Here is a 17,212-nt window from a genome sequence, read left to right on the forward strand (position 1 = left end):
CTTTTTTATGCTTGTAAATCTTGAATATAATCCATGAAAACTTGATGTCTTATTGGTTTATAGAGTATGTCGTGTGCTCCCATCTCCTTAACCTCATCTAGTGAGACTTCTTGATGGGCCGTAACGAAAACAAACTTCTTGAAGTTGAGACCTTCTGAAATAAGATTCTTTAGAAAATCAATTCCATTCATTTTCGGCATACGAATATCAGAGAAAATAAAATCGAATTGACCATTCTTCACTTTTTCAAGTGCTTCTTCGCCATTATAAGCGACTTCATAGTCTAGGCCGATTCGATCAAACATATATTGATATAATTCGACTAACTCTACTTCATCTTCTACAAATAAAAATTTCAATACTCTTAACCTTGTTTTTTGTTCAATAAGGTGAAGATAATAATAGTTAATTTTTATTTGATTTACAAGACATATTTAGTTTAGTTTAGTTAACTATTTAAAATCATTAGTCTTGAAAAATTCCACTTCTTCAAATTTTTCCTGGGCCAGCTTCAAATCCCACTCCGTGCGATAGATAAAGCATATACGCCCTTTTATATCGTAGGCGATATTAGCAGAATAACGCGACACGAATTCATCTTTCATCTTCTCTGTTGGAATTTTAACCCAGCGAATACCTGTATAAGGGAAACCTTCATATTCTCCTTTTACATTGTACTCATCCTCAAGTCTTCTTTGTACAACTTCAAATTGGAGAACACCTACGGCACCAAGAATCTTTTCAGTTGAATTATGTCTTTTAAACAATTGAACAGAGCCTTCTTCTGAAAGTTGTTGAAGTCCCTTATCAAGCTGCTTTCCTTTCATTGGATCTTTTAATAAAACTCTTTTAAAGATCTCTGGGGCAAAGCTTGGAATTCCTGTAAATTGGATAATTTCACCTTCAGTGAATGTATCACCAATCTGTAATTTTCCAGAGTCGTGGATTCCAATTATATCTCCAGGAATTGCATACTCTGTGATCTCTCTATCTTGTGCTTGAAACATAAGAGGAGTTGCAATCTTTATCTCTTTACCAGTTCTTGCAAGAGTAACTTTTTGTCCTCTTGTGAATCGCCCAGAGCATACTCTAATGAATGCAACACGATCACGGTGCTTCTTATCCATATTTGCTTGAATCTTGAAGACAAATCCAGTGAACTTCTTTTCACTTGGATCAACCATACGTGTTTCTTCTTTTTCAAATGGGGCCTTAAGAACTTCACGCTCTCCAGGGCCTGGAGCAAATTTTGAAAAAGTATCAAGAACTTCTTTAACTCCAAAGTTATTAAGGGCAGATCCAAAATACATTGGAGTCATGATACCTGCTAGAAATTCTTCTTCGTTAAATTCTGGCATTAACTCTTCAATCATCATTAGGTCTTCTTCAAGTTTTTCTAGAAGAGTTTCACCTACAAATTCTTTAATGTGATCCGCTTTTAAATCGCTTGCATCGATAATATTTGGGCTAAACGGATCTTTAGCATCTTTAAAACTCATAATCGTTTTATTGCGAAGATCGTATACACCTTTGAACTCAACACCTGAGCCGATTGGCCAAGTCATTGGAACACATTGAATTGAGCAAGTTTTCTCCACATCGTCGATTAGCTCAAACGGGTCAAGAGCATCACGATCAAACTTATTACAAAAAGATACAATAGGAGTGTCTCTCATACGACAGACTTCCATTAACTTCTTTGTCTGTGCCTCAACCCCTTTCGCTGAATCAATCATCATAAGAACACTTTCAACAGCCGTAAGAGTTCGATAAGTATCTTCTGAGAAGTCCTTGTGACCAGGAGTATCGAGTAGGTGCATGGCCCTTTCGTTATATGGGAATGACATAACTGAAGAAGTAATAGAGATTCCACGCTCTTTTTCCATCTCCATCCAGTCAGATTTAGCATAATTACCTTGCTTACTTTTTACCATCCCCGCGCTTCTTACAACTTGACCAAACCATAATAGCTTTTCTGTCATTGTTGTCTTACCGGCATCCGGGTGAGAGATGATTGCAAATGTTGCTCTTTTTAAATCTTCCATAGTTACTTCTTTCTTGTCTTTTCAGTTAGTATTTTATTTAATTTCTTTCGTTTCTATAAGGGCCACTTATATCTGAATTAAGCTTTGTTAATAACAAGGCTTAACAGTTCAAGACCCCTTTGTAATATTTACACGTGCAAAAATGATAGGTTGTAACTTCCAAAATCACATCGTATAAATCACAGACATATGTAGCAGGGATTGATGAATAAACATATCGATAAAGTTGTGTTGTTGTTCTTTGTTCCCCAAATTCGTGTTAATTTTCGTGTTGTTGTTTATTCTCGAATTATTCGTATGTTTTTCAATTCCTGCTACTTCAATATATAAACGCCAGTCACTGACTGGCGTTTTTTATTTCTATGCTTCTTTTATTTCTCTGTGTTTCTTTCTAATCATTTCAACTACTTCGATTGCATCATTTAGCCTTAATTGCTTAGGCGAAACTTCGTCACTTGGTAGCTCCCACAATTCTTTAAGCTCTGTGTAGAATTTTAGATTCTTATTGGCCCATACCTCATCAACCTTCTTTATTGGTGTAAAGTGTGGTGCTGTTTGAAGAACTTCTGGAGAATCGCTTAAAACATTCTTGATTGCAATGAGTACATCACAGAATTCATCTAATTCTTTTTTAGTAAATGATTCAGTTGGCTCGATCATTAAACCAAAAACTTCAGGGAAGGCAACTGTTGGAGCATGAAGTCCAAAGTCTAAAAATAGCTTTCCAACCTTTGCAATGATTTGATTCTTTGGTGTCCCAGATTTTTCAATATGAGCAAACATATCATCACTTAATGTAATAATAAACTCATGCATTCTCGGTGTATTGTCTGCACCAAGAGGTAGCATTGGATATACATCTTTAAGTTTATTAAATAAGTACCTTGCACTTAAAACTGCAATTTGTGACATCGTAACAACGCCGTCTTGACCGAGGGCCTTAAGGTAAGTGTATGCACGAACTTTGTGGGCAACATTTCCATCGTGACGGTGAAAGTCTCCGATGCATTTTTTTGCACGTACTTTTTTGAAACTTCCATCTGAAAGTTTTTCAACTTGAGTACCTGGTATATAATCAACGAGTTTGTCACTTACTGCTACAATAGCATCTCCTGGTCCACCTCCACCATGTGGAATAGTCCAAGTTTTATGTAGATTATTATGGCAAGCATCAACACCAAGCTTTTCTAGAGAGACAATACCTGCAATTGCATTCATATTGGCCCCATCCATATAGACAAGCCCATCTACTGAGTGAATTAGGTCTGCAACTTCTTTGAAGTTTTCTTCAAAAACACCTGCTGTATTTGGATTTGTAACCATGATACCGGCAATGCGATCACCATCTGTTTTAATAATCTCTTTTAATTGCTCAAGATCAATTTGACCTCTTTGGTCAGCATCAAGAGTGATAATTCCGACTTGTTTTCCATCCACTTTACCAGGAACAAATCCTGCCACTGCAGCAGTTGCTGGGTTAGTTCCATGTGCTGATTTTGGTATTAAGATAACATTCTTAGTTTGCGCATTTCCTTTATCAGCATGGTATGCTTGAAACATTTTAATACCAACAAGCTCGCCTTGAGCTCCTGCAACTGCTTGAGTTACAACACCTGGTAGTCCTGTGATGGCCTTAAAGTCTTCTTGAATATTATAAAGGAGCTCAAGAGTTCCTTGAGTGTATTTATCATCTAGGTCTGGATGGGCCATTGTGAAGCCTTTAAGACCTGCTGCCCAGTCATTTACGTATGGGTTATACTTCATTGTACATGAACCTAGTGGATAGATTGCATCATCAGGAGACACATTTAGTTCTCCACATTTATCATAGAAGGCCTTTACTTCTTCTAATGTAAATTGAGCTATCCCAGGTGCGTCTGTACGTAGGAACTTTTCTGGTAAATCAGGCATGAATACATCTGCATTTTCATCACCTGTGAAATTATTTTTAAATACGCTAATAAGCTTGTCGATATCTTCTTGTGAATGAAGATCACCAAATGAAATCTTTAATAGATTTCCTTCTAGCCCGTGGCGTCCAGTGATATCTTTTCCTATAACAATATCATTATTAGAGTTGATGAAGTCTTTTACTGGCTTATTGATTTTTAAAACGACTTCATTGAAATAAGGCGCATTAAAAGCTAATTCAACACCATCAAGGTGTAAAATATTAGCAAGGAAGTATTGTGTGTTTTGTCTTGAGATCCCAAGCTTCGTTTCTAGCCCTTGATCACCGTGAGCAAGAAGGGCGGCTCCTGCAATTGTTGCTACAAAAGATTGGTTAGAACAAATATTACTCGTGGCCTTCTCTCGACGAATATGTTGTTCACGAGTCGATAGAACCATTGCTAGACATTGTTTATTATTCATATCAACTGCATTACCAACATAGCGGCCAGCAGTTTGACGGATTTGATTCTTGTTCTTTTCGTTAAATCGAATACCGAAAATACCAAGACCAGGTCCTCCGTAATTTGCATCAAGACATAAGTGTTGGCCTTCACCAACAATCATTGTGACACCTGACTTGTCACTTCCGTACTCACTTGGTTTTTTAAGTCCTTTGTTTGCAAGAAGAATTGGATCAATAATTGCAATAGAAGATACGTCATTTTCTTGGCATAAATCTGTTAGAGCATCGACATCTTCTAGAAGTCCAAGAGAGTTTACTTGTCCAAAGGCAAATGCAGCGATGTCGTTATTTTTAGTAAGGATCTCTTTTGTAATTTCGAAATCAATAAGTCCGCTTTCTTTATTAATAGGTGCCCATAAGATTTCTAATCCAGTATGTGCAGCATTTGTTTCAATTACACTTCTGTCTTGTGGGTAAATTGCCTCACTTACAAGAACCTTTGTTTTTTTTCTAGCTAAACGAACACCTGTTTTAAGTGCTTCAAATAAGCAAGTTGATCTTTCATAAAGAGAAGAGTTAATTGCTTCAAAACCAGTTAGTGCAGTTATTGCACTTGAATAGATCCAAAGAGTGTTTAGTGTTCCCTGAGACCTTTCTGGTTGATATGGAGTGTAGGCAGTAGTAAGTCCGCGGATATTACATACGTAAGGAACAATATCGTGAATCTTATATTGTGGTAGTCCATCTCCTAAGTAATTAGTAGGGATGTTATTTTTCTTAGAGAGTGCTTCTAAATTTGCTACTAGCTCGTCGTAGTTAAGGCCCTTTTCTAAAGCGATCTTTTCAGAGAATTTAACGTCATCTTTGATATGTGAAAAAAGCTCATCTAGAGAATTAAGACCTAGCTCTTTTAACATTGATTCTATGTCGTTATCACTAGCGCTAATGTAATTCTTTGCTAGCTCACGGTTTATATCCTGAGAGTTTACCTTCAAACTTCTAGGATCAAATCCTAATTTATCGATTGTTGCATTAGAAACGTCTTGTGTGTGTGACATCCATTCTCCAATTGTGTTATAAATTGTGTCTCAATTAAGAATGATTTTATAACATAGAAACAACAGGCCATCTACTTGATTTTAATATGAAAAATGACGTAAAACTAACACCTATTCAAATTCTTGTTCATGGCATTGATATTAATATGAAATCATTAGAATCTCAGAACGATGCACTAGGTCTTTGGGCCAAGCAGTTAAGGGATTTTGGTGTCGAATTTGAGATTTGTTCAAGCTTAACTGATGAGGTTTCTTATTATTTAGAATTTAACGGTGAACAGTTAAGTTTAATTGATTTGAAGAAATCATCTAAGCTAACACTGGATTGGGCCAAAGAATTAAAATCACATCTCAAAAAACGCTATGCAGTTACTAAAGAGCCTCTTTTTCGTGCTCTAAAACTCAAGGGTGATGATTTAGCACATAATCAAATTATTGATGCAACAATGGGGACAGGAAAGGATGCTTGTTTATTATTAAGTTTTAAATGCAAGTTAATTTGTTTTGAAAGAAACCCATATGTCTTTGCGTTAGGATTATGGGCCTATTTGCAGGCCTGTGCTAGTGACGACGAAATGATTGCTCAAACCTTTAAAAATCAGATGAGGCTAGAATATGGCCAGGCCTATTCTAGTGAAATTCCAGCTGGCTACGATCGCTGCTTTTATGATCCGATGTACGAATCAGTTAAGTCCAAAACAAAGAGCGCCCTTAGCCGTAAAGAAATGGAAACATTCAAAGAACTTGTTGGAAGTGACGAAGACCAAGCTACTATTTTATCTGAATTATGTAAGAAATTTAAGTTGGTTTGTTTTAAGAGGCCATTGAAAGCACCTAATTTAGAACTCCCGGATGATTCTAGGTGTCAGAAAGTTGTCTATACAGGTAAATCCACTCGTTATGAACGTTATTTTATCCCTTAAATACTCCTAAGAAATCATAGTCTTTTGATAAAGTTATTGTTATCATTTCAAGCGTTTAGTTACGAATTTTATTCAAAGGATATTCATGGATATTGTTATCTCACCTGCGAAAAAACTTAATTTTGACCACTCAGAAATTGAGCTTGCAAATAATGTCGAATTACAAACGCCTGCATTCATCGATGAGGCCAGTGAGTTGGCAAAGAAAATGGCAAAATTTGATAGTAGTGATCTTTCTAAAATGATGAAGCTCTCTGATAATCTTGCAAATTTAAATGTGGAGCGTTTTAAAAAGTTTAAGAAGACAAATGATCTTGGTGCGGCCGTCTTTAGCTTTGCTGGCGATACATACCAGGGACTAAATGCAAGTGAATTCAAAAAAAGTGAGTTGAATTACGCCCAAAAGCATTTAAAAATCTTATCTGGTCTATATGGTGTTTTAGCACCACTTGATGAGTTAAGAGCTTACCGACTTGAGATGGGAACACGTATCAACGCAGAAGGATTAACAAATCTCTATAACTTCTGGGGCGATAAAATTGTTGAAAAAATCAATGAAGACGCTAAGAAGAATAAGTCTAAGTACCTTGTGAACCTTGCTTCAGAAGAGTATTTCAAAAGTGTGAAGAAAGATAAGCTAGTTCCCGAATTAGTAAATATACGCTTTCTTGATTGGAAGAATGGTAAATATAAAGTGATCTCATTCAATGCTAAAAGAGCACGTGGAATGATGGCCCGTTATATTATCGAAAATAAAGTCAAAGATATTGAAGGTCTCAAGAAGTTTAATGTGGCCGGATATCAATATGATGGATTTGATGAAGCTAGTAACGAATTAATATTTAAAAGAAGAGAAGAATAATAAAGGAATTTATATGAAGAAGTACGATATTTATGGAATGGGAAATGCCCTTGTTGATATGGAATTTAAAGTTAGTGATGAATTCTTAACTGATCACTTAATAGAAAAAGGTCTTATGACTCTTGTTGAAAAGGAAAGACAAGATCATCTTCTTAAAGCTTTAAGTGGTAATAACGTTGGTCATTCCAGAGCATGTGGTGGTTCTGCTGCAAATACAATTATTGGTGCGACTCAGCTTGGAGCAAAGACTTTCTACTCTTGTAAAGTTGCAGATGATGAGACAGGAGAGTTCTACAAGAATGATCTTCTTGCTAATGGTGTAAAGTCTAATATTGAGCAAGGCCTATATGATGGTGAAACAGGTAAGTGTCTCGTTATGATTTCAGATGATGCTGAAAGAACAATGAATACTTTCCTTGGAACAACTGCAACTTATTCAGAAGATCAACTGGATCTTGCTAGTCTTGGTGAAAGTAAGTGGCTATATATGGAAGGCTACCTTGTTACTGGAGCTGCAGGCATTGCTGCTTGCGAAACGGCAAGAGATTATGCACGCAAAAATGATGTTAAAGTTGCATTAACTTTTTCTGATCCTGGTATTGTTGGATTCTTTAAGGATGGTTTTAAGAAAATGATCGGTAGTGAAAAACTTGATCTTCTATTTTGTAATGAAGAAGAAGCGAAGTCGTTCACAGGATTGGATAATATAGATGATGCCTTCAATGCTCTTAAAGAAGTTTCTCATACATTTGCTATTACTGCAGGGGCCAAAGGTGCCTACTTATTCGATGGAAATGAGCGTCTAAACGTTTCATCTCCAAAAGTAACTGCTATGGATACAAATGGTGCAGGTGACTTATTTGCTGGAGCATTCCTTTATGGGATTACTAATGGCCTAAATTACGCTCAAGCTGGAACACTTGCTTGTTCTTGCTCAGCAAAACTTGTGACTCAATATGGTCCAAGACTAGAAAAAGAAACAACTCAGAGTATTTTAAAAGAAGTTTTATAGAAGGTATTAAATGACAGATTTAAAGCGTATTGAATTAAAGAAATTATTTGATCGTTCAAGTGATTTTATCGGTAATGAAGTAGTAGTTAAAGGTTGGGTTCGCTCAGTTAGAAAGTCTAAGAAGTTTTCATTCATTGTTCTTAATGATGGATCTTCTCAAGATCTACTCCAAATTGTAGCAGATGCTGATATTGAAAATTATGAAGCTCTATCAACGATGCTAACAGGAACATGTGTTTCAATCACAGGTAAGGTTGTTGAGTCTCAAGGAAAGAATCAAACAATTGAGATGCAAGCAGTTACTGGTGAAATTATTGGTGCAGTTGATGAGTCATATCCTCTTCAAAAGAAAGGAACTTCTCTTGAACACTTAAGAGATATTGCTCACTTAAGAGTTAGAACAAATCTCTTTGGCGCAGTCTTTCGTGTACGTCACGCACTTGCAATGGCCACTCATAATTTCTTTAATGAAAAAGGTTTCTTCTATTTAAATTCGCCAATTATTACTGCAGTAGATGGTGAAGGTGCTGGTGAGATGTTTAATGTATCAACTCTTGATAAGCAAAACCCGTCCAAAAATGATAAAGGTGAAGTTGATTTTACTAAGGACTACTTTGGTAAAGATGTTTCACTATGTGTTACAGGTCAGCTTGAAGGTGAGTGCCACGCTCTTGGTCTTGGTAAGGTTTATACATTTGGGCCGACATTTCGATCTGAAAACTCAAATACTAAACGTCACTTAGCAGAATTTTGGATGATCGAGCCAGAAGTTGCTTTTGCTGATCTTGATGATGTTGCTGATCTTGCTGCTGATTATATAAAGTATATGATTGATTATGCTTTCACTAATTGTCGCAAAGAACTTGAGTTCTTATATAAGATGCCATTTACAGATGTTGATGCGTCTCATTTTGAAACTTTAGCTGCCGTTCGTGATGGAGAGTTCAAAAAGATTACTTACACAGAAGCAATTGATATATTAAATGCTTCTGGCCAAAAATTTGAATTCCCAACGAATTGGGGAGATGAGCTACAAACTGAACATGAGAAATACTTAACAGATGTTCATTTCAAGTCGCCTGTTACAGTTACAGACTACCCGAAAACATGTAAGGCCTTCTATATGAAGCAAAATGACGATGGTAAAACTGTTCGTGCCATGGATGTTCTTGTTCCTGGTATTGGTGAGCTCATTGGTGGATCACAACGTGAAGAAGACCTTGATAAGCTTACAAAGCGTATGGATGAGATGGGAATGGAGAAAGAAGGTTACTGGTGGTACCTTGAGCTTCGTAAGTTCGGTTCTGCTCCTCACTCTGGTTTTGGCCTTGGGTTTGAAAGAGCAATTATGTATATTACTGGTATGAGCAATATTCGTGATGTAATTGCTTTCCCTCGTACTCCGGGAAATTGTGACTTCTAATCAAAAAAACTATCCAAATATAGTATTCTTTCCGGGGCTCAATCAGGCCCCGGGATCTTTTATTTTTTCAAATCCAAATGTTAAGTATATTTCACTTTCTTTTAATAAGAAGGCCAGGCCAAATCTTAAAGAAGATTGTGAGCGTATTAAAGAGGTATTTAAAACAAATCCTACCGCTCATATTGTGGCCCACTCTTTAAGTGCTCTATTAATAGAATGGCTTATACAACACGATGTGATTGAAGTAGGGGATCGTAAGATTACTTACGTTGCTCCTGCATTTATACCTCGTAATAAATTAGCAAAGCTTGTTGGTAAGGTTGCTAAAGGCCCTGCCGCGATCCTTCCAATACCATCTCTTGCCCCAATAAAGACTCGCGTTCGTTCATATGTAAGCCTTGGTGTTTATCGAGAAATTATTTTGTTAAACGAGAAGATTGAGCTAAAGAAATGTCTTCGTAAGGTTGTTGTTGATAAGAAAGATGAAATGTTAAATGTGAAGTTTCTTGGAAAGTTGCCAAATATTGAGATGGTAAGAGAAAATCGTTTCCCTCACCATCGCGCTTATGATTCATTAAAAAGAATTATTGATCAGACTTCTTAGGGGAGTTGGTCCCTTTGTTTTCAGACTTTTCACCTGATGGTTTACGGAAGTTTCCACCGCCTTTACCTTTTGGTGGTCGGTTGCGATTATTTCTCCCACGAGACTTCTTTTCACCATCTTTATTATCTGATTTGTCATTTCTAGGGCCGCGATTGCGATTGTTATTTGATCGTCTCTTTGGCCTATTATTGTTATGACGCTTCTTTTCGACATTTTCTTTTGGAATATTGTCATTTTCATCTTCAGTTGAATCAAGAGGAAGCTTTTCAATTTCCTCATCATCTGAAGTCGATTCTTCATCATCCATTAACTCATGAGCATCTTCGTCTTGATCATCATCTTCATCGTGAAGGCTCTTTAGAAATGCTTGCTTTCTTAGGCGTAGCTCTTCTTCTAGTTCTTCAATTCCAATAACAACAGAGTTCTCTTTTGTGATTGATCTAAACTCTGTCGGGAATTTCCAATCTTTTGGTGGACGACAACGTTTGCGGTCGAATTGGTTCTTATAGTAGCGGCGGATATAGCCACGGTCTGTAAGCATTTCAAATTGTTCAAGGAGAATATGAAGCTTTAGGACCTTTCCAATATCGCCATTTTTAGTGCGAATATATGATCCTTCACCTGGAAGGAATTCTCTCTTATTTGTATAAACATCATCTTCATACTTAATACAGCATTTAACTTGTCCACAAACACCATTAATCTTGGCCGGGATAAGGGCAAGATTTTGATTCTTTGCCATTTTTATCGATGTATTACCGTAGTTTGTTAGAAAGTATGAACAACACGTTTGTAGTCCACAAGCACCGGTTGCACCAAGTGCCGCAGCACGGTCTCTTACTGAAATTTGACGAAGTTCAATACGCATCTTTATTTCAGAAACAAGGTCTTTGACGAGGTTTCTAAAGTCAACACGCTCTGGAGCTGTGAAGTAGAAAACGGCCTTTTTCCCAAATTGAATAAATTCAACGTGAGTTAGGTTCATATTGAGATTATGTTTTTCAATGAGGCGAATACATGTGACTTCAGCCTCATTTTCCTTTTTCATGTAGCTTTTTTGTTCGTCAATATCTTCTTGAGTGGCAACTTTTGAGATGGAGCGGATTGGTAGCATTGATTTATCAAATTCAACTTCATATGGAAAAGAGTTGATATAACCTACAGTCATTCCGCGGTCACTCATGGCAATAACTTTTTGGCCATAAGTAAACTTTCTCTTACCAAGTAAAAAAGGCTGAGATTTAGCATTACCAGGAAATCTAACACGAACCATCGTTAGGGTCTGTCCTTCTTCGAACTTTCCCTCTTGCTCTTTAGCAAGTTTGTCATCGTGCTTGCTGAACTTATTTGCTTTTTTCTTTTGCTCTTTATTGGATTCTCGATGAGAGTCCTTTGCTTGTTTTGTCTCTGTATTTTTAGCAGCTTCTGATTGCTCAGAGTCCTGCGTCGTATTATTATCAGTCATTTAATTACCAAATTTATTTTTGAACAGATCTTATTGTCCTCTTTATACTGCTTTATGTCTAGCCTTTATGCATCGTAAATTTCTTATATAACGAACTGCAAAAGGCGTGAAAGACGTGACTTTACAGCACCATTAAATGGAATTTCTTCAGTTGAATTCTTTATTGCTTCTAGACACTTCATTTGATCCCTAATATCAAATTTTTCGTTTTGATTAATATAGGCAGCTATCAAGTGGTGGAGGTTTAATTCTCTGGCAGGCTTCTCTTTTATAAGGCCTTGGATTGCATCTAATTTTAGATTGCCATCTCTTATCTCAACTAAGATGTCTTTAAGTTCAGTATCTTTACAGCTTCTATCTAGAAAGCTATGAAAATCGAGATTTTGAACCTTATCAATATTATCATTAGAGTCATTAGTAATGTGAATATTAATAGTTCTTGAATCGATTGTTGCTAGTGACTTCTCATTTGAAGATTTTAGAAAAATAAATAAATGGCCTGCAGGAGGCTCTTCCAGTGTTTTTAATAATTTATTTGCCAGTATTGGTGATATCTTTTGAGAGTCTTTAAATATAGTAATGCAGTATTTTAATTTTGATGGCCTAAATCGAATAAAGTCGAAAAATTCTTCAATTTTCTTATCACTTACTTTATAGCTTTTCTCTTCTGTCTCAATAATTAGTATGTCTTCATGGCCTAGAGTTAAGGATTCGCTTGCATGGTCATGATCCCAATTATTTTCAAACATGAGAATATTTTCAAGGAAGTTAGTTGTCCAATTACTTAAGATTTTAGATTTCTCATCAACTTCTAATTGCCCTGCTGTGTGTAGGGTATAGAAATGCGCCATCTGAGAAGATTTGTATCTTTTAAAGAGGGCCTTAAAGGCGAGATCTTGTTCTTGATTATTCTTTTGCATTAATAATTTGGTCAATGTTATTTATTAATTCGTTTGTAACATCATCCATGCTCTGTGAACCATCTATTACTGATACGCGATCAGAGAAAATACTTGCACAATAATCATATCCTTCAATGAGGTTTTGATGAAAGCTATTATCTCTTGATTCAAAATAGTCTTTAGGCATATTTCTTAGTCGCTGTCTCTCTAATGACTTTTGTAAATCAATTCTTAAGTAGAATGTTTTATGAGGAACGATATTAAGAGGGAAACTAGAGTGAATATTTAAAATATATTCTGGCCCTAAACCTCTTGCTACACCTTGGTAGGCTATTGAGCTATCTAGAAAACGGTCACAGATAACAACAGTATTAGGTGTTTCAAGCTCTGGAAGAATTAATGATGAAAGATTCTGCGCTCTTGCTGAAGCAAATAAGTGTGCTTCCGCTGCTGGGTGAAGTTCTTGTGTAGACGTCAGAATTGCTTGTCTAAGCTTTTCCCCAAATGCAGTTCCACCTGGTTCTCTAATGACAATTACGTTGAAACCTTTTGTTTCTAGATAGTCTTTAATCTTTACGATTTGAGTTGATTTTCCAGATCCTTCGATACCTTCGAAACTGAAAAAATATGAGCCAGGGAAAGCGGCCTTTCTAAAGTATTGTGTTAAATTCGTGATTTCATTTGTGTTTTCCATACTTAAAAATAACACAAATATTTAATTTTTGACTACTTATTCTTTAAAATTTTGCTTAATACTCACTACCTTCAATAGCATCTTCAGGGACAAACTCATCTTCATAGAACTCTTCTTGTCCTCCTGCAGCAGGTGAGCGCTCAAGATAATCATCGACAATTTCACGGGCCGCATCAAGTTCGTCATAATTTTCTAACTCTTCTTGTTGTGGATCAAAAGTTTCTTTTGATATTCTCTCTCTGATCGGATCAAGCTCTAATGCTTCAGAGTTATCATCAAAAATAACTTCAGGAGGCAGGTCTCTTGGATCCATTTGTCCATCAGTCATCTCTCTAGTGTCACTTAGAAAACTTCCTTTATTAAGAGGTCTATCGCTTCTTGTAATCTCTCTTTTAGGGGCCTCTTTCTTCTTTTTAATTCTCGTTGTAGGCTTCTTTGTAGGCTTTGGCCTTTCTTGAACTTTTGGTTGAGTTCTCTTCTTAGCAGCTGGAGTACGTTGCGTTCTTTGCACTTTTGGTTTTTTCGCTACTGGCTCAGGGCTTCCTGAAAAGTTTGAAAAAGTAAAAAATACTGCAGCTACAACGATAAAGCTAAAAGCAAAAGCAGCTAGTCTAAACATTGCAGTATTATCTGTTTGTTCTTTTTGTTCAAAATCATCAATTTGTGGCTTATTCGGATTTAGCTTTTGGTTTCCAATATAAGCAAGATCATAAATAAATTCGCGATCGCCTTGATCTTTTTTAGATACGGCCATCGCACGATCCGCATCAAGCATAGAGTTTTGAAAAACATGACCTTGCGGTGATTCAGGCAAACTTTGATTATCTCTAGTACGACGATCAAATACTTCAAATTCGTAAATAGTTCCCCAACTGATCCCATTATCAACAGATACAAGATCAGTGTGAAGCACCTCTAATTTATCAAGCTTTGCATTGACCTCATTGCTTGTAAAAGGTCCATCTTTCTTACCATTTTTTAGTAAGAAGAATTGATCATCTTCATCAATTTTAAATTCTTTTACAATTTCAGGTCTTCGTCTTTGGAATAATGGGTGAGAAGTTACTGGTGTCCAATCTGAGTCGTTTAAGCTCTTAGCGAGAACATTTTGATTAAGAAGTCCATAGTCATCAATAAACTCTTTTAAATCTTCCTGCCAGAATGGTCCAAGTTCTTTTCCACTGTCTTTAATGTAGTAGACTTCATTTGGCTCATAGAGGCCAGCTGAGATCTGCTTCTTAGTCAGTAGATATTCTGTAACTTTCTTCTTTGTATTTGAACTCATAAATCCTCAAACCCTGATAAGTTTAATCACTTTCTTACTAGAGTTATCGGAAAATATTGCCTGATGTTTAATAAAGCTTTAAAAATAAAGGCCGACTTATAAAGTCGGCCTAGTAAGTATCTGTAATGTAATTATGAAATTATAGGATTGAGAAATAGGCCGACACTACTAGTCTGGCATTCTTAAGTGTTTCATCAACAAAATCAGGATCTTCACCTCTAAAGTCTACTGGCTCAAGAGCTAGTGATGCTGAAAGAGAAACAAATGGGAAGCTGTATCCAATTTCTGGAGAAACTGAAAGAGTCTCAGATTCTGTACTTCCAGATTTTCTTTGTTGTCTATAGTAGTCAATTGTAAGTGATGTATATAGCTTATCACTTATATAATATGTTGGAGCAACTGCTGCGTAGTAATTTGCTAAAAGAGATGATTTACCAGAGTTTCTAATATAACTTTCGTAAAATGCATAAGTACCGATTCTTAATTTATCATTAATTGTCTTTCCACCAATTAGGTAAAAGCGTTGTTTTGCATCATATCCAGACTTTCTTGTGGCGGCCGGGTAGTGGTATAGACGGTATTGAAGATAAAGGTCGTAACCATTTTCTTTATCAGTTAAAAGTTTCTTAACATAAAGTCTTGCTTGAGTTGCACCGTATTGTTGATGAATTGTACGGCTTCCATCTTTATTTTCTTGTTTTTCTGAGAAGTCTGTTTGCCAATAAGGAACAACTTTTACAGCAAATCTGTCGTTGATATTGTAACCTAAATATAGGTAGTTATAGAAACTGTATCCATTAATTGATTCTTTAAAACCATTTGATCCTTCCACTAAATATTGGGCATTAAATGGTGATTTCTTTAATTTTTGCCAAATTGTGTTTTCTTCTGGATTTGGTGTCGCTGCTGTTTGTTGAGTTGTCGTTGTAGCTGGTACTGAAGGCATTGATGCCGTTGATGTAGCACCAAGTGCGCTGGTAACCATGAATGCGAGTATCGCTCCCCTAAATAATCCCATTTTTTTCTCCCTCTTTTTATACAATAGCCAATAATCGAAGTTTTTTTATTGTATGGCAATCCAGAATTTCGTTAAGGTACAAAATTAAAGTTATATGTAAGATTTTTTAAGAAAATGACACTCGTTTTATATAATTTTATGTAAAATGTATCCACTAGGTGTCATCTCGACCACATTTTTAGCTTCTATTCTCTTAGATGTATCTTTATACTATTTGTATGTTGTTGATTTTTCTTATTCAGGCGATTCTTCGAATAGTGGCCTATCCATTTTTTCTATTTTTCTACTTATTAAGAATAGGGCCATTTTATCGTCGAGTAAGTTTTGAGTCCAAAAATTATCAGGATGAAGGAACGAGAGCATTTTCTCGTGTAGGCAAGAAGGCCCACTGCTTATTTCATTTCTCAAGTGAAGGGGAGTTCGAGCAAATTAGGCCTATTATTGATGAGCTAATTTCACATGGTAAAAATGTTGAATTGCTTTTCACTTCTCCTAGTGTGGAGCACAAGGTCGTTGAATATTATCAGGCCCATCGTGAGAGAGTTCGTTATCTAAGGTTGCCCCTCATCACATACTTTCCACTTTTAAAAAGACAAAATATTATTGCTTGGTCTAGTGCCTCAAAGATGATGATGGTTAGATATGACTTTTTTCCTGAGCTTATTTATCTTGGATCAAAGATGAGTGAGTTTATCTTATTTTCCGCTACTTCAAAAAGCTCTAAAGCAAGGTTTAATAAAGATGGTAAACCTATCATCTCTTGGATTAAGAAGTTTATCTACGCTCAATTTAGTGAGGTTATTGCTGCAACTACTGAAGATCAGAAGGTATTTGAAAGTGCGCAGTTAGGCACTCAGATCGTTGCCCCAATTGAACTTCGTATGCTTCAGATTAACTCTCGTCAAAAGAGTTTTAGAAAACATAAACACTATGAGTTCTTAAGTCAGATTTTAGGACTCTATCCTTATCAAGATAGAATTTGTCTTGCTCAAATGTGGATAAATGAATTCACTTTCTTCAATGATACAAATTTATTAAATGATATAGCAGATAAGAAGAAATTTATATTTCTAGCTCCCCATTTATTAAAAGAAGATAAAGTGGAAGAGATGTTATCAGAGATCAAAAAACTCTCTCCAAAGTTAAAGATACATATTTTAGATGAATCAAAATTATCACTTGAATCATTTCAGTCTTTTCTGACAGAGATTACAATGAATCCTGGACTAATCTTATGTACAGTGAAGGGAATCCTTTGTGAAATCTATCCATACTTTCATAAGGTGTACGTTGGTGGTGGCCACGGTAAAGGTGTTCACTCATTATTGGAGCCATTTGTTGCTGGTTCGAAAATCTTCTGTGGCCCTAATATTCATCGCTCGACAGAATACGATATGATTATCTCATCAAATTTTAATATAAAGATTATTGAAGACTGTCATGAGATTTACCATATAATGAGTCAAGAAAATGAAGACTCTATGAAAGCTGAGGTCATCTCTGCTATGATTGAAGAAAGTGAATTGGCCAAGAGAAAATTAATTAACTTATTAACAAAGTAAAAT

General features: G+C 36.0%; 14 protein-coding genes. 6 read left to right on the forward strand and 8 right to left on the reverse strand.

Translation table 11 applies throughout. The features are described 5' to 3' along the window. Positions 1-5: 5 nt before the first annotated feature. From VCM44_RS08155 to gcvPB, 3 genes are all read right to left on the reverse strand, one after another. Complete coding sequence (locus VCM44_RS08155; protein WP_115362830.1) at positions 6-359, reverse strand: response regulator; 354 nt, start codon at positions 357-359, stop codon at positions 6-8. A gap of 93 nt (positions 360-452) precedes the next feature. Beyond that, entirely contained in the window at positions 453-2,045 is a 1,593-nt protein-coding gene (locus tag VCM44_RS08160; protein WP_115362828.1) for a peptide chain release factor 3, read from the reverse strand. A 360-nt stretch (positions 2,046-2,405) separates the two neighbouring features. Next, the gene (gene gcvPB / locus VCM44_RS08165; protein ID WP_334678495.1) at positions 2,406-5,459 is read right to left on the reverse strand and encodes an aminomethyl-transferring glycine dehydrogenase subunit GcvPB; all 3,054 of its coding nucleotides are present in this window, start codon (positions 5,457-5,459) and stop codon (positions 2,406-2,408) included. A gap of 86 nt (positions 5,460-5,545) precedes the next feature. On the opposite strand from gcvPB, the gene VCM44_RS08170 reads away from it, so the two are divergent. From VCM44_RS08170 to VCM44_RS08190, 5 genes are all read left to right on the forward strand, one after another. After that, positions 5,546-6,382, forward strand: a complete 837-nt coding sequence (locus tag VCM44_RS08170; protein WP_334678496.1) for a class I SAM-dependent methyltransferase — start codon at positions 5,546-5,548, stop codon at positions 6,380-6,382. Between the two features lie 85 nt (positions 6,383-6,467). Beyond that, positions 6,468-7,244 (forward strand): peroxide stress protein YaaA, encoded by a 777-nt coding sequence (yaaA, locus tag VCM44_RS08175; protein ID WP_334678497.1) that lies wholly within the window; start codon positions 6,468-6,470, stop codon positions 7,242-7,244. Positions 7,245-7,257: 13 nt separating this feature from the next. Next, positions 7,258-8,256: an adenosine kinase gene (locus VCM44_RS08180; RefSeq protein ID WP_334678498.1), complete on the forward strand. Its 999-nt coding sequence runs from the start codon at positions 7,258-7,260 to the stop codon at positions 8,254-8,256. Positions 8,257-8,266: 10 nt separating this feature from the next. After that, a complete protein-coding gene (gene asnS / locus VCM44_RS08185; RefSeq protein WP_334678499.1) occupies positions 8,267-9,679 on the forward strand; it encodes an asparagine--tRNA ligase in 1,413 nt (470 codons plus the stop codon). Next, complete coding sequence (locus VCM44_RS08190; RefSeq protein WP_115362817.1) at positions 9,669-10,283, forward strand: alpha/beta hydrolase; 615 nt, start codon at positions 9,669-9,671, stop codon at positions 10,281-10,283. Before asnS ends, VCM44_RS08190 begins: the two co-directional genes overlap by 11 nt. On the opposite strand, the gene VCM44_RS08195 is transcribed toward VCM44_RS08190, so the two are convergent. The 5 genes from VCM44_RS08195 to VCM44_RS08215 all read right to left on the reverse strand — a co-directional run bounded on the left by VCM44_RS08195 (position 10,264) and on the right by VCM44_RS08215 (position 15,647). After that, the gene (locus VCM44_RS08195) at positions 10,264-11,748 is read right to left on the reverse strand and encodes a PSP1 domain-containing protein (protein ID WP_334678500.1); all 1,485 of its coding nucleotides are present in this window, start codon (positions 11,746-11,748) and stop codon (positions 10,264-10,266) included. The two genes, VCM44_RS08190 and VCM44_RS08195, sit on opposite strands and share 20 nt — an antisense overlap. A gap of 83 nt (positions 11,749-11,831) precedes the next feature. Then, the gene (locus VCM44_RS08200) at positions 11,832-12,683 is read right to left on the reverse strand and encodes a hypothetical protein (protein ID WP_334678501.1); all 852 of its coding nucleotides are present in this window, start codon (positions 12,681-12,683) and stop codon (positions 11,832-11,834) included. Beyond that, entirely contained in the window at positions 12,655-13,344 is a 690-nt protein-coding gene (gene tmk, locus VCM44_RS08205; protein WP_115362812.1) for a dTMP kinase, read from the reverse strand. The genes VCM44_RS08200 and tmk overlap by 29 nt, the downstream gene beginning before the upstream one ends. A gap of 55 nt (positions 13,345-13,399) precedes the next feature. Then, positions 13,400-14,629, reverse strand: coding sequence for a hypothetical protein (locus VCM44_RS08210; protein ID WP_334678502.1), 1,230 nt, complete (start codon positions 14,627-14,629; stop codon positions 13,400-13,402). A gap of 139 nt (positions 14,630-14,768) precedes the next feature. Further along, on the reverse strand, positions 14,769-15,647 hold the full coding sequence (locus VCM44_RS08215; protein WP_334678503.1) for a hypothetical protein: 879 nt from the start codon (positions 15,645-15,647) through the stop codon (positions 14,769-14,771). 218 nt (positions 15,648-15,865) lie between these two features. Here VCM44_RS08215 and VCM44_RS08220 point away from each other — a divergent pair, with 218 nt between their 5' ends. Next, on the forward strand, positions 15,866-17,209 hold the full coding sequence (locus VCM44_RS08220) for a glycosyltransferase N-terminal domain-containing protein (RefSeq protein WP_334678504.1): 1,344 nt from the start codon (positions 15,866-15,868) through the stop codon (positions 17,207-17,209). The last annotated feature ends 3 nt before the right edge of the window (positions 17,210-17,212 follow it).

Origin of the sequence: Halobacteriovorax sp. DPLXC-1 (assembly GCF_036903125.1) — a bacterium.
GTDB lineage: Bacteria > Bdellovibrionota > Bacteriovoracia > Bacteriovoracales > Bacteriovoracaceae > Halobacteriovorax_A > Halobacteriovorax_A vibrionivorans.